The sequence below is a fragment of the Clostridium sp. KNHs205 genome, assembly GCF_000702945.1.
Taxonomy (GTDB): domain Bacteria; phylum Bacillota; class Clostridia; order Lachnospirales; family Lachnospiraceae; genus Anaerocolumna.
The window spans coordinates 1,920,589-1,934,975 of the sequence record NZ_JNLE01000003.1 but is presented as its reverse complement, the minus strand read 5'-3'; the positions used below and the strand labels follow the sequence as shown (position 1 = coordinate 1,934,975).

Annotated in this window: 10 protein-coding genes; 4 read left to right on the top strand and 6 right to left on the bottom strand. The window is 39.3% G+C overall.

The window, feature by feature from the left end:
* Nucleotides 1-109 precede the first annotated feature (109 nt).
* Both BR73_RS0108185 and BR73_RS0108180 read right to left on the bottom strand, forming a co-directional pair.
* Nucleotides 110-1,912: an ABC transporter ATP-binding protein gene (locus BR73_RS0108185; RefSeq protein WP_051685056.1), complete on the bottom strand. Its 1,803-nt coding sequence runs from the start codon at nucleotides 1,910-1,912 to the stop codon at nucleotides 110-112.
* Nucleotides 1,912-3,654: an ABC transporter ATP-binding protein gene (locus tag BR73_RS0108180; protein ID WP_033165135.1), complete on the bottom strand. Its 1,743-nt coding sequence runs from the start codon at nucleotides 3,652-3,654 to the stop codon at nucleotides 1,912-1,914. Before BR73_RS0108180 ends, BR73_RS0108185 begins: the two co-directional genes overlap by 1 nt.
* 574 nt (nucleotides 3,655-4,228) lie before the next feature.
* On the opposite strand from BR73_RS0108180, the gene uraA reads away from it, so the two are divergent.
* Nucleotides 4,229-5,500, top strand: a complete 1,272-nt coding sequence (gene uraA, locus BR73_RS0108175) for a uracil permease (RefSeq protein ID WP_033165134.1) — start codon at nucleotides 4,229-4,231, stop codon at nucleotides 5,498-5,500.
* Nucleotides 5,501-5,800: 300 nt separating this feature from the next.
* Nucleotides 5,801-6,859, top strand: a complete 1,059-nt coding sequence (locus tag BR73_RS27255; RefSeq protein ID WP_051685055.1) for a rhamnogalacturonan acetylesterase — start codon at nucleotides 5,801-5,803, stop codon at nucleotides 6,857-6,859.
* A 491-nt stretch (nucleotides 6,860-7,350) separates the two neighbouring features.
* On the opposite strand, the gene BR73_RS0108165 is transcribed toward BR73_RS27255, so the two are convergent.
* Nucleotides 7,351-9,363, bottom strand: a complete 2,013-nt coding sequence (locus BR73_RS0108165) for a methyl-accepting chemotaxis protein (RefSeq protein ID WP_033165133.1) — start codon at nucleotides 9,361-9,363, stop codon at nucleotides 7,351-7,353.
* A 189-nt stretch (nucleotides 9,364-9,552) separates the two neighbouring features.
* Between BR73_RS0108165 and BR73_RS0108160 the strand changes: the two genes are divergently transcribed.
* Both BR73_RS0108160 and BR73_RS26695 read left to right on the top strand, forming a co-directional pair.
* Complete coding sequence (locus BR73_RS0108160; RefSeq protein ID WP_033165132.1) at nucleotides 9,553-11,112, top strand: helix-turn-helix transcriptional regulator; 1,560 nt, start codon at nucleotides 9,553-9,555, stop codon at nucleotides 11,110-11,112.
* A gap of 75 nt (nucleotides 11,113-11,187) precedes the next feature.
* A complete protein-coding gene (locus BR73_RS26695; protein ID WP_081848578.1) occupies nucleotides 11,188-11,631 on the top strand; it encodes an SDR family oxidoreductase in 444 nt (147 codons plus the stop codon).
* Nucleotides 11,632-12,234: 603 nt separating this feature from the next.
* On the opposite strand, the gene BR73_RS0108150 is transcribed toward BR73_RS26695, so the two are convergent.
* From BR73_RS0108150 to BR73_RS0108140, 3 genes are all read right to left on the bottom strand, one after another.
* Entirely contained in the window at nucleotides 12,235-12,975 is a 741-nt protein-coding gene (locus tag BR73_RS0108150) for an NADPH-dependent oxidoreductase (protein ID WP_033167220.1), read from the bottom strand.
* Nucleotides 12,976-13,044: 69 nt separating this feature from the next.
* Complete coding sequence (locus BR73_RS0108145; RefSeq protein ID WP_033165131.1) at nucleotides 13,045-13,551, bottom strand: nitroreductase family protein; 507 nt, start codon at nucleotides 13,549-13,551, stop codon at nucleotides 13,045-13,047.
* Nucleotides 13,552-13,674: 123 nt separating this feature from the next.
* Nucleotides 13,675-14,130, bottom strand: a complete 456-nt coding sequence (locus BR73_RS0108140) for a MarR family transcriptional regulator (protein WP_051685053.1) — start codon at nucleotides 14,128-14,130, stop codon at nucleotides 13,675-13,677.
* Nucleotides 14,131-14,387: the final 257 nt, after the last annotated feature.

The window sequence follows — 14,387 nt, the reverse complement described above, 5'->3', positions numbered from 1 at the left end:
TACTTCGAAAAGTCGGTTTTTTTTAACCCTATCATAACATAGAAAGCCCTTTGAAAAATAGAGAAACCGATGCAAAAGATAAACTTAACCTTCTGCACCGGCCTACCAATTAACCCCAGATTGCCTTCATTTCTTCATTATTCTGCAATAATTCCTCCAAGGTTCCGATTCCGTCAATCCTGCCGTCTTTCATAACTATTATCTGGTCTGCCTGTTTCAGTGCCAGCCTGCGGTTGGATACCACCAGACAGGTGGCAGAACGTTTTGCAAATAACCGGTGCCAGAGTTTGCTTTCCGTCTCAACATCCAGGGCACTGGATATGTCATCAAATACCCTTAGGCTTGATTTTCTTGCAAACATTCTGGCAACCGCCACTCTCTGAATCTGTCCGCCGGATAATTTAACACCTCTTGGTCCGATAATGGTCTCAAGCCCCTGTTCCAGCTGCAGGATATCTTCCTCAAATACAGCACTGTGCAGAGCTTCATTGATATCTGTTTCTTCTTCTCTTAATCCGAATAAAATGTTGTTCTTCACACTGTCACTTACAAGCCTTGGTATCTGCGGGGTGTAGGAACAATGGGGATGGATAAGAAAATCACCGGGAGTTTTTAGTTCCTTTCCGTTCCAGCAGATGCTTCCACTCTGGGCAGGCAGAAGCCCTAAGAGTACCTTTAACAATGTGGATTTACCAGACCCTATTCTTCCTGTAATAACAGTGAAAGAATCTTTCTTTAATGTAAAGCTGATATCTGCCACACCATTTTCGGAGCTTTCATAGCAATAAGTCAGCCCCTCAACCTTTAGTTCCTGCAGTTCATCCTTTTCTTCCGCTGTTTCTACTGATTTAACCTCTGCTATTTTACCTTTCTTCGTGCCAGGTTTTAAGGACATTTTGGTATGTGCTACCGCATTAACCGGTGTATCCTCCTGCATAAGTTCTGCGATTCTCTGAAAGGATATCTTTGCCTGTCTGGTATTAGCGATAAAATTGCCATAGAAGCTGGTAAAGTCTGAGATAAAACTCAGATAAAATATAAACAGGGATAAATCCCCGATACTCAGCTCACCTTTTTTCATATACCCGGCGGCTAAAAGCAATATAAATCCGGTTCCCAGACTTACAGTATTGTTAAATAACGAATTCAGGGTCTGGGAAAGGAGAGAGTCTCTTAACATATACTTATGCCTTGTGGCATTAAGCCCCTCCAAATAACCTACTGCATTTTCTTCTTCCCCTGCCACCTTTATAGCCTGAACTGCTCCAAAGATTTCCCCCATGGCACCGGTTACTTTACCCGTTGCTTCTCTGGCTGCTTCTCTGTATTTCTGAAGCTTTTCACGCAGCATTTGTACGATACCCACAACAATTATCATTGGAGCAAATACGAACAGCGTAATATTTACATTAATATTCAGCATTATGGTTATAGCAACGATTACAAAAGTCAGCGAGCCGATGAAATCCAGCGTCCAGCTTATGGTATCTTCTATGGTTCCTGCATCATCCCGAAAGCAGTTCAGGGCTTCTCCGGAGGCCCAGGGTGTAGCAGCTGCTCCGGGCTTTTTTAAGATGCTCTCCAGCATATTTTTTCTTAACAGGGCACTCATGGTAAAGCGGTGGAGATTATCTGCGTTGGCACCAAGATATATATTTAACATACGTCCAAGAGTATAAGCAAGGGTCAGGGCACATACTGTTAAAAGACCTCTGTAGAAATCGCTGCCCGGGGTCAGTAACTGAAAAAATTCCTTAAAAAGCAATCCCATACCTAACGGCAATACATGTATCATTGCCCATAAAAAACAATTAACAGCGTAAAGCCCGGGTCTGTAAGCCATCATCTTTAAGAGCAGTTTCCCCATGGAAAATTTCTTATCTTTTGAAGGCGAATTTATTTTCTTATTCATTAGGCCAGCACCTCCTCAATTCCATAGTTTAATAGCTCATTAAGCCTTGAATCCTTCTTACTTATAAGCTCTTCCCTTAATCCATATTCCAGGATTTCACCCTTATCCAGAATCAGAATGTTATCGGCTCTTTGTACCGTTGACAGACGGTGAGCTATAATGATACATGCCCTTCCCTCTATCAGGGTGGACAGAGCCTGCTCCAGAAATCTTTCCGTAACCGGGTCCAGTCTTGCGGAGGCTTCATCCAGTATAATTAGTTTGGGATCTCTTAAGAACACTCTTACTAGGGTTAGAAGCTGTGCTTCACCAGAGGACATTCCGCCGCCAGGCTCTAAGATGGTATCAAGCCCTTCCTTGATATTCTCAAACCAATCCTTTAGTCCCATTTTATAGATAGTAGCTATGATTTCATCGTCGGATATATCCTTGTTAAAGAAAGTGATATTATCCCTTACACTGGCATAAAACAGCTGTACCTCCTGGGTAACATAAGCTATACTGCTTCTTAGATCTTTTAATAAGATATCCTCCTGTTTCTTTCCATTAAAGCAGATATTTCCGGAATCCGGTTCATAAAAACGAACTACAAGCCTTGCAAGGGTCGTCTTACCGCAGCCGGTATGCCCTAATATTCCAAGCACTTTACCGGCTGGCAGTTCAAAGGAAATGTCCTTTAATACCGGTACCTCTTTCTCGTAAGAAAAACATACCTGGTCAAAACTTAATGAGATATTTTTCTCGGATAGTTTAATTGTACCCTTATCAGAAATGGAAGAAGACTGATTGAGAAGTTCTTCTATACGGATAATACTTGCCGTTGCTTTCTGGATATCAAGCATCTGTTCCTTTAATTGATCCAGCGGACTCTCAAGGAGCTGAAAATAGTTGAGCATCAGATACACCAGCCCCAGGGAAATATGTCCTTTATACCAGAGATAGCCACCTACCGCAAATATCATGATATCACCAAGACCAAAGAGTCCGGACATTATAATCCAGATCTTGTAGCCGGACAGATAAGCCTTTAACTGGATAGGCAGCCATTTACGAAGCAGTTCCATAAAGCGCTGGGACACATAGCTTCCGGCTCCACTGGCCTTAATTTCTTCGGTACAGTCCAGATGTTCTCCTAAAAATCCATAGAGCTTAGAGGAAAGTTCGCGTTCCTTACCGAAATTGTCCACTGCATCTCCCTGTGTTTTCCCAAGTATTATGAAGGATAGTACAAGAAATAGAACAAAAGCTGCCCCTATCAGCGGATTCTGTAAGGATAAGACCACAACAACTCCAGTCATGAGTAAAATATTATTCGCAAAACCTATAAAAAGCTTTGAGAAAAAGTTAAATAAGGCATTTACATCTCCATCAATCCGTTCTACCAACTCACCGGACTGATGCTCTTTAAAATAATTCATATCCAGGCCCAGGCAGTGTTTTACCAGATCCCGTCTTAAAGTATTCGTGGTTCTCCAGCCGATATTCTGACTGAGATAAGTGGAGGCAATTGCTAATAACTGCTGCGTAAAGGCTGCTAATATAAAAAGGATTGCTGCTTTTATGAGGAGCTCCATGGATTTATTCATTTCAATACCGTCGATAAAAAAGCTGATAATCATTGGATTTACTAATTGCAATATTATGCTTACAGCTAATACAAGGGCCAGCAAAACCAGATGCAGCCTGCTGTTCTTCATGTATTTTGCCAATAAGGTTCCATATTTTTTAATTGATAATTTCATATAACTGAAGGTTTCCTTTCTTAAAATGATTCCGGCCAACAAAAAAGACGCAGTTTCTGTTCACTGCGTCTTCTTCAGGCAGATTAACCTTAAGGTTTATCTCATATCTGGCTCCCATCCTTGTGCTTTAGCACGCGTATAGAATCAGAGGAGTGAAAATGTTTTCTTCACTCTTATGCCTTGATAAAAAAAAGCCGCAGTATCTACACAACCTGCGACTTGAATAGTTTATATGTTCAAAATTATAGAAATCTCTCACACAGGCCGGTCATGCATTTCTTATTCTGTTGAACTGTAATTAACATAGTAATAATCATCTGCCTGACCTCCTTTTCTTTTCTAATTTGTGACCTTCCTGTCACAAGGGGTTCTTCAAAACCGTTACCTCAATACATTAACATATTATGGCAGTCATTTCAAGAAAAATTTCACAAAGTTTTTACACTAATTGTAATACATGTAAATTTATGTCATTTTCATCAAATAAATTTTAAAATAATAAAATTCTTTGTGGAATTCTGACGAAGACCGTGCTATACTTGTCAGGATGAATTTTTATGAGGAGGAAACTTTCTTGGAAACGAAAAAAATTATTCAAGTGGAAGATAAGGTAGGCGCGGAACTATTAATCCCCCTTTCCCTTCAGCACATGTTCGCTATGTTCGGTGCAACCGTATTAGTGCCAATGCTCTTCCAGATCAATCCATCAGTTGTACTGCTTATGAACGGTATCGGTACACTGCTATTTATCCTTATTACCAAAGGCAAAGCTCCCGCATATCTCGGTTCCAGCTTTGCTTTTCTTGGGCCCGCTGGTCTGGTAATTTCCCAATGGGGTTATTCCTATGCACTTGGTGGTTTTATCGCAGTTGGTCTTGCTGCATGTATTATTTCTTTTATTTTCTACAAGTTTGGTATCAAATGGATTGACGTAGTACTTCCCCCCGCTGCTATGGGCCCGGTTGTTGCACTTATTGGTCTTGAGTTAGCTCAGACTGCTGCCAAAACCGGAGGTGTTATCGCTACAGAGACTGCTCCTATTGATTCCAAAAATGTCATTGTCTTTCTTGTAACCCTGATCGTAGCTGTCCTTGGTAATGTTTTATTCCGTAAATTTTTCGCTGTTATACCTATATTAATAGCTATCATTGCGGGCTATATAGCTGCACTTTTTACGAAAGTAGTTACGGGAGACCAGTTAATTCATGCTCTGCAATCAAGCTTTATCCATATTCCTGATTTCCAGGCACCTAAATTCAATATTCAGGCTATTCTTATGATCCTGCCCGTTATTCTGGTACTGGCTTCCGAGCATATTGGACATCAGATTGTAACCAGCAAGATCGTTGACAGAGACTTAGTAAAGGATCCCGGTCTGCACCGTTCTTTCTTTGCTGATGGTATTTCAACCATGCTGTCCGGTTTCGTAGGCTCCGTTCCTACTACGACCTATGGTGAGAACATTGGTGTTATGGCAATGACAAAGGTATATTCCGTACAGGTTATTGGCGGAGCTGCCGTTCTGTCCATTGTTTCTGCCTTTATCGGACCTATTGCTGCCTTGATTCAAACCATTCCAGGTGCTGTTATCGGCGGTATTTCCTTCCTGTTATACGGTACCATCGGTGCTTCCGGTATCCGAGTTATGGTAGATGCACAGGTAGACTTCAGCCGCAGCCGTAATCTTACTCTTACTTCTGTAGTATTTGTAACCGGTCTTTCCGGTGTTGCCTTAAAAATCGGTGAAGTAACCTTAACAGGTATGGTTCTTGCCTGCGTGGTTGCTATGGTAATGTCACTGCTGTTCTATGTTTTTGATAAGCTGGGGCTTACAAACGATAAGTAATTATATAGGATTCTAATTATTGATGAACGATTGAATTTATCTAAAGAATCTGCTAAATAAATAGTAATACGCTAAGGTGCTGTAATATTTCAGGTTTTATATCTGAAATATTACAGCACCTATTATTTTTAGCCGTATTTGATATCTATTTGTCAGGAAATGAATTGAACGGATACCGGTTATAGGTAAATAATTATAGAAAGAGATGTTTTTCAATTTTTTGGTCAATAAAAATGGTATTTATAATTTATAACATCTTTTATAATGAATTTATTACATTTCTGACAAGGAGATAATGATATGAATGCACCTGTTGAAACCTTATTAAAGGTACCTGCAAACGGTACCTATAACTTAAAAGTTACAGTTACCGCTGACAAAGATATGGATTATGTCATACTATGTGATAACCGCAGATGGTATCAGGAAGACACGGTAAAAGCCGGAGAGATAAAGGAGCATGATTTTACTGTTAATGTTTGTGATAATCATCAATTTGGCAAAGAATATGTACAAGTGGAAATGCTTACGGTTGGTGTAATGGGTGAAGTGAATTACAGCTGTTCCTATAGTTCCTGTGATGCTCCCACCTTATATATCGCAGGAGATTCTACTGTTGCCGATCAGAGAGCGGAATACCCCTATGAACCTGCTGCCACCTACTGCGGCTGGGGACAGATGTTTCCTCTATATCTGAAAAACGGTCTTGGGCTTTCTAATCATGCACAATCGGGACTCACTACGGCAGATTTTAAGCAGGCGAACTGGCAGGTCCTAAAGAAAAGAATAAAACCTGGCGATTTCCTGATAGTGGAATTCGGTCATAATGATCAGAAGAAAGCGGAACTTCCTGCTAACGGCGGTTACAGAGAGAATCTGATCTATTATGTTACAGAGGCCAGAAAGCTTGGTGCAACACCCATTCTGTGCTCCCCTATAAATCGCATTCTATTTGATGAAGACGGCAAGTTAATCAATCTCCTTGGTACCTATCGAGATGCTGTCAAAAAAGTAGCAGAAGAAATGCAGACACCTTTTATCGATTTATGGTCCCGGACTACTGAATATATGGAAGCTGCCGGACCTGAAGATGCCTGGGATTATTTCTGGGGTAACGGTACTTCAAGAGATTATACTCATACCAATGATATTGGCGGTAAATTAATTGCAAAATTCGTAGCACAGGAAATAAAAAAAGCAAGTGTTCCGGGTATCAGCGAATATATTACGGATGCTCCTCTTGATACTCCGCTTCCCAAGCCCTCCGGTAAGAAAAACCTGGCACAGAATCTAAACGATTACCGTAGGATTGGACTTGTTAATCTGCCGGAACTCGACAAGGATATAACCGGAAACTAACTATTACATATAAGTTCAGTTTATTCTTATTATCCATTAAATTAATTGGTTATTTATTAAATTAGGCAGAGAAGAATTCTATTCTTCCTGCCTAATTTAGAAATGGTATTTATATTTCTTTGGTATTTATATCCGGTGTATAATCTTCGCTATAATTCTTCTATTATGTAAATTCTTGATGTATATAAATCTCAGCCACCTATAAATCCTGGCATTTATAAAGTTTGAACGTCTTCATATAACTCTTGAATTCTTTAAATCCTGAACGCCTATAAATCCTGACGTTTTTAACCCTTGAATTCTTTAAATCCCGGACGCCTATAAATCCTGACGTTTTAACCCTTGAATTCTTTAAATCCCGGATGCATATAAATCCTGACGTTTTAACTCTTGAATGTCTATAAAGCCTCCATTTATAGCTCCTGGATGTTTATACATCTTTGTTACTTATATCTATTTTCAACATCTAACGTTCCATAAGATAAGATTACTTATAATTTAAATTTAGCTATTAAAGATTGTAATTTTAAAGCCAGTTCTGTTAAGTTATCACTGGCACCTGCAATTTCCTCAACAGAAGCAGTCTGTTCTTCGGTGGAGGCAGAGGCTTCTTCTGATGCAGCTGCATTCTCCTGTGCAATGGCAGAAAGATTCTCTAAGACTTCCAGTATTGTTTGTCTCATATTATTCATCTCATCACCGGCAGTACTTAAGTTACTTACTGCATCCGTAGATATCTCCATGGATTCTGCTATACTTTTATATTTATTTCTGCTGTTTTTCACGCTGCCTGACTGTTGTTCTGTTATTGCAGAGACCCTTACAATAGTCTGAACCGCATTATCCGTATTCTTTTGTAATTCATCTATTATTTCATTTATGACTTTGGTAGAGACAGAGGATTGCTCTGCTAACTTTCTTATTTCCTCTGCCACCACTGCAAAGCCTTTTCCGGCTTCCCCTGCTCTGGCCGCTTCAATAGCAGCATTTAGGGACAACAGATTGGTCTGGGCTGCAATGGATTCAATAACATTACTTGCTTCACTGATTCGCTTGGAACTGTCGTTGGATTTCATAATGACTTCATGTATAGCTTCAACGGCAGCAGTATTCTCCTCGGTTATCTTACTAAGGGTATCGATTTCCTTTAAGCCCTCCAAAACCACTTCTGTTGCTTTTCCGGTAGAAGTATGTACGTCCAGAATAAAGCTTTGAACCCTTTCTATGGTTTCACCTAGCTGCATTGCCCTATGTGAGCCTGTTTCAGTATGCTTCGCCTGTTCTGAAGCGCCTTGTGCAATTTCTTCTACGGTTTTTGATACTTCTTCTGCAGCAGTTGCTGTCTGCTGAGACGTTTCGGTCAGTACATTAGAAGCAATGGAAACCTGCTCCGATGAATCCGTAATTTCTCTTATGATTCCCCTGAAACCGTTGGTAATACTAAGTAAAGAGTCTGCCAGATCACCGATTTCATCCTTTCTGCTTCTGAACTTCTCGTCAATATTCTCTGACAGATCCAAGGCTGCAATCTTTCTTGCATAATTACTTGTTCCGATAATTGGTTTCGCAATAGAAGTACCTATTATAAAAGCAATTACTGCACTGATTGCCAGCACCAGAATAACAATCAATATGATATAGACCTGAAGGGTTTTTACAGGCTGCAATATTTCACTTTTTCCCGCTGCCAGTATAAAGGTCCATTCTGTTCCGGGAATCTCAGCAAATCCAACATACTGATATCCTCCGTTGAAACTGTAATGACCGATGCCTTTTTCTTTTGAGATTGCTGACTTTAATGTCGCTGCCAGGGCCGAAGCGCTTTTATCTGTCTTTTCTGCTTCGATGGCATTATAGCGATTGGTTACCAGTTCCAGGTCTTTATGACCAATAATCGTTCCGGTTCCGTCAATGATATATCCATAGCCAGTAGTACCGTAACCTGTATCTTCGGCCAGTTTACTCAGAGTATTTCCATCCAGACGTCCTAATAAGGCTCCTGTTACCTGCCCGTTATTTTCGATTGGAACTGCCTGCACCAGCACAAGTTCACCTGTAACCGGGCTAATCGTAAAATTAATAGCATCTTCCCCTGCTAATGCTTTCCTTAAAGGATCACCTTCCTGAAGTACTATCTTCGTATCCGCAGTATTTGCATAAGAAATGCTTCCATCAAGTTGTATGATTCCAAGTTCCGTAAAATCTGTTTCTTTTAATACGCTTTGAAGAACCGGCTGCTGCTTTGCCCAGTCCATGGATCTTAATTCATCAAAGAAGGAAAGGGTCCTAAGCGTCTCTTTTTGTGTCTCAAGTCTGCTGCTCTCCAGTTTCGCCGCATCTTCAGCAAGTTGCAGCATGTTATTTTCCGCTTCCTTTAAAATGATATCACTGGCAACTTTATTGCTGATAAAACCTAAGGCACAACATGAGAGTAATATCAGGATAGTAAAATAGAGTATTAATTTTGTTTTCACACTTACATTTTTACTGCTATGCTTTTTCATATACTATGTCCCTCCACCTGTCTTTTTTCTTTTCATCGATGTCGTTATTTGTTATAATGCATTATATATTGTGGATTATAGCCGAATTATGTAATATTTAAAACTATTATTGATAATCTGTCATTGTCATTGACATGACAGTATTCGGAATCCTGTAATAATGACACCCTCTAAAGGAGTACCCTGCAATTGTATAACGAAATGACTTTTGGCAAGTGCCTTAAATTCTTGCTCACCACCTTTCACCTTCCAATGAGCCAGTTAGCAAAAGCTATTAATGTGGATAATTCACTTGTCAGCCATTGGGTACATGAGAGAAGATTTCCTTCAACCCAGTATATTAACAGCATTACGGAATTTCTTTCGAGAAATATAATGGATTCCTTACAGCTTAAAATGGTAGATGAGTTATTTTATAGTCTGAAGGTCAATGAGAAAATTACCGAGATTACAAATAAAGAAAAATTTCATATTATGCTGCAGGCATCATTAAAATATTCACTTGCCAGCCGGACAGAAAAGAAAGGTACTTCTTCAGAAAGTAAAAGCGATATCACTTTTTTAAACTCCATTGATTTATCCAGCAACGATAAATTAATCTATGGTATAACCAATGTATTTACTGCCGGCATTTCTTTGATAGAAGCTGCCAGATCCTACCGCCGTAAAGAGAATAATGTGATTTACCTGACCTATCACAATGTTCTTGATAACTCCTTTTTCTCTGATAACCGATTAAGCTATCTAAGAGAGATTCTGTTAGAAGTTATACAAAATAACTGGCAGGTTACTTTTTTACTTACATTGGACAGCAATGTGGAGCGTGCGGTCAGATTAATCAGCTTCATACTCCCCTTACTGAAAACAGGTAAAATCAATCTCTATAACCTGACAAATAACGAAAGTTTTATGACCGGTAAAGAGTTATATGTTGTGTCCGGCATAGGTGCCTTGTCATGTTTCCCTACTGATGCCTACACCGGCATCAGTTGTGCTTTCTATCTAAAAAATAAATCAGCAGTTGATGTACTGACCAACTATGTAAATTTATTAATCAATAATAATTCCAATAATATTGTTAAGTATTATAATCAGGAAATGAAAGATACTTTCTTCTTAAATTTAACAGACTCAAATGAACAGCTGGGAAACCATTATTGCTATAACAACAGCTTCAGCAAACTGCTGATACCTGCCCGGTTATATCAGAAGTTTTTAGATCAGACGGATTTATCAAAAGAGGAAAAAAAGCTTTCAATCTATTACTATGAGAAGCAATTCAGAGGTTTCCTGAAAAACCTGGTTCATCATATATGTACTGAAATTTATTTCACTTCAGCTTTTGAAAAATTATGTGAAGATAAAATTATATTTCTTTACACTTATACCGGTATAAAAATAGTGCATGCAAGTACACAGGATGTAATTGACTATCTGGAATATGCCATCTCGATTATAAAACAATATGAAAATTATCAAATAGCAGTTATTTATCAGGATATGGATGGCTTAGAGAAAAATATAGCCTTATCCATAAAAGAACGTAAAGAAATATTTCTATATGCTTATGGAAAGAACAGGACAGTACTGGATACTTTTCTCTCCCTTGATGACCCGGTTATTGTTAAAGCCTTTGTAGAATATTATAAGAATCTCTGGCAGAAGATCTCTCCTCTTAACAAAGACAAGGAAGATATTGTACTCTTAATTGAAAGCTATGTCCGGATGCTTAACAAAGAAATAAAGTAAGCTGTCCTTCTGGTAAACAATGCCGGGTTTGGTGAAGGTATTACTACTACATAGCCGTTAACAGAAGCCGAAGCCGTGTGGGACAGGGTCAATTCTGCTAATCTTAAAGGGGCATTTCTAATGACCGTTGCCATTAGTCCTTTACTAAGACGTCCTGGCGGCAGAATAATAAATATCAGTTCCATCGCCGCATACACCGGCGGCAGCAAGGCCGGGAACCTGGCTTATGCTGCTGCAAAGTCCGGTTTACACGGCCTTACCTTTTCAACAGCAAGAGAATTAAGCAGCCAGGGAATTACCGTCAATGCCATTGCTCCCGGTATTATTCTTGATACAGACTTTTTCGGCGGCAAATTATCCAGTGATAGAATTAATCAGACAATCGCTCAGGTTCCGGCAGGTCGTACAGGTACTCCTGAGGATATTGCTTATGCCGCTGGCTTTCTCGCCTCCCCGGAAGCCTCCTATATTAATGGTGAGATTCTTAATGTAAACGGTGGCTGGCTTTTCGGCAAATAAGTGAATTTTCACATTACTCTTTGTTCATGAAGATCTTAGCTGCTCCCAAGGTATCAATCAAGACTACAGCTCAAACACTCTGTCAAGATAGTGACACTCTTTATAAATGTATCATGTACATCCAACGGCCAGGGCTTTTAATATAAACGGATAACATGTCCTATTCCCATAACTTAACCTTCTATTATAATTCAAGTGTCAAAAGCCTCTTTTCCATATGATTTCAGGCAAATTGTACAAACCAGAAAGACGAATGCGCCTATGGAAAGGTATTAGTAGTCCTTTTCTCTGAATATTTTGTGCTATATTATCAAACAGATTGTCTGAGCGAAGCGAGTTATCTGTTTGATAATATGCCAAGCATAAAATATTCAGATAATTAGGACTTCTTATGCCTTGAAATTGAAGTATGAGTCTTTCTGGTTTGTACAATTAGCCGTCCCCTTGTAAAAAACTGGCTCTTAACCATCCTATTACATAAAAAAGTTTCCCAAAGCAATCATTTTGTTAAATATCTGCTTTAGGAAACTAAATATACTAAAACTAAAATCTATCTTATTAACACAGGATGAAATAGCATGCAAGTCATCTTATTTATCATTCTTATTTATCATTCTGAAATCCTTGTTTTTTCAGTACCGGATAAACCTTAGGATAATAAACATTCTGATAAATATTAGATGTATACTGGCTCCAGTTACCTTCCTGCGGTCTTCCAATTTCAGAAAGATAACTCTCCATCTCACTGTCATATTGGTCAATAGCCTCTCTTAAGCCCTCCGTATTGTATTTCTCATTATGTCTGAAGGTACTCTGGGGAAGCCTTGGTTTTTTATGAGAAGGCTCCAAAGGGTATCCAATTGCTAAGCCAGCTACCGGGAAAGTATATTCGGGAAGACCAAGGAGCTCTATGATATCCTCGGGGTTTCTGCGTACCCCTCCGATGGGTACAATACCAAGTCCAAAGGATTCAGCTGAAACAATAGCTCCGCCCATATTAAGTCCCGCATCAAAAGTCCCAACCATGGTACCTTCAACACTTTCATGTATTACCTGCTTCAATCCGTTTTTCTCTGCTGCCAGCCAGGTCTTATAAAAGTCCATTACAAATACAAGAAATACCGGTGCGTCGTCAATCCACTTCTGTCCGCCTGCTAATTCTGCAATCCTTGCTTTGGTTTCTTTACTTCTTATAACAATCACAGAAGTCTGCTGTCCATTTATGGAATTGGGCATAGCCTGGGCTGATTGAATTATTTCATCCAGTAAATTATCCTCAATGTCTTTGTCAAGAAAACTGCGTATGGATCTATGGTTCTGTATGGTTTTAATCGTTTCATTCATAAGAAAAGCTCCTTTCTTTTCAAGCATACTACCATTCCTTTAAGCTATATGTTACCCATAAGAAATAAATCAACTCCACTTCTCGTAATGTACTCTGTCTTTGTTATATCGGTCTACAAATTCATTCTTTTGTCCGTCGGGGTAACCAACTGCAATTAATGCATAGGGTTTGATATTCTCAGGAAGATTATAAAGCTTACGGACACTTTCTACTACACTGTCGGCGGTGGCTACGCCAAGCCATACGCCTCCAAGTCCTAAATGAACAGCCTCTAGCAGCAAATTCTGTGTTGCTGCCCCTAAATCCTGTTCCCAGGCGGTAGGTACTCTGAAGTTCTCTGCATTTGCCATCACTAAAAAGGTTACACCTGAGCCTTCAACAGGTTTTGCATAAGGAGATGTCTGAGACAGCTTCAACAGATTTTCCTTCTCCTGTACTACGATAAATTCCCAGGGCTGCTGATTAGCTGCAGATGGTGCCTGCATAGCTGCTTTTAACAATAATTCTATCTTCTCCGGCTCAACAGCCTGATCCTTAAACTTACGTATACTTCTTCTGTTAAATATTTCATTCATTGTTTATACCCATTGCCTACCGCAGGCCTGCCTGCGATACTGCCACAAATAAAAAAGATTTAAAAAATCTCCACGTGGCATCCTTTCAATTTATTATTTTCTTTCACTCTTAAATACCTCTCATTAGTTATCTTGATTCTGTAGTTTTTCAATTAACTTACTGCTTATGGTTATAAATTGCAGGGCTTCCTCTTCTGTCAGGATATCCTTGTAGGCATCATGCAGCCTGTTCCAGGAGCGGATAATTTCTTCCTGCAGCAGCAAACCTTCTTCTGTGGTACAGATAAATACATTCTTTCCTTCTGTTCTTTTAGCAACCAGCTTTTTTCGTACCAGCTTCTCGATAAAGCGTGTTATGGTAGATGGGGTCAGGTGCAGCTTCTCGCCTATTTCCTTCTGAGGAAGTTCACCTTCCTGATTTACCATATATAATATCAGTGCATGGCTTGTGGAAAGTCCGGTCTTGCCGAATGCTTCCTCCGCTATCTTACCGAATTCCCTGGCAAGCTTTGAGGTAGAAAAAAACAGGCAGGTATCCAATTTGCAATTACAACTTTCGTTATTATTTGTACCCTTCAAAATCATCACCTCATTTGTTTGTACATACAAATATACCATCAGATAATATAATTGTCAATTAAATTTTTCACAATCTACTTTTATAACTACAGTTCAATACTCTATTATTTCTTCTATGATAAACACCTCTTAATTCCCTCGTTAATTAATCCGTTAATTTTCTGTCTAAATTTCTATAGAGGAATAATGCAGAAAACAAGTAAGCCAGCTGGTATCCTAACGGCTTTTACCAACAGGCTTACTTGCTATTTCAATAG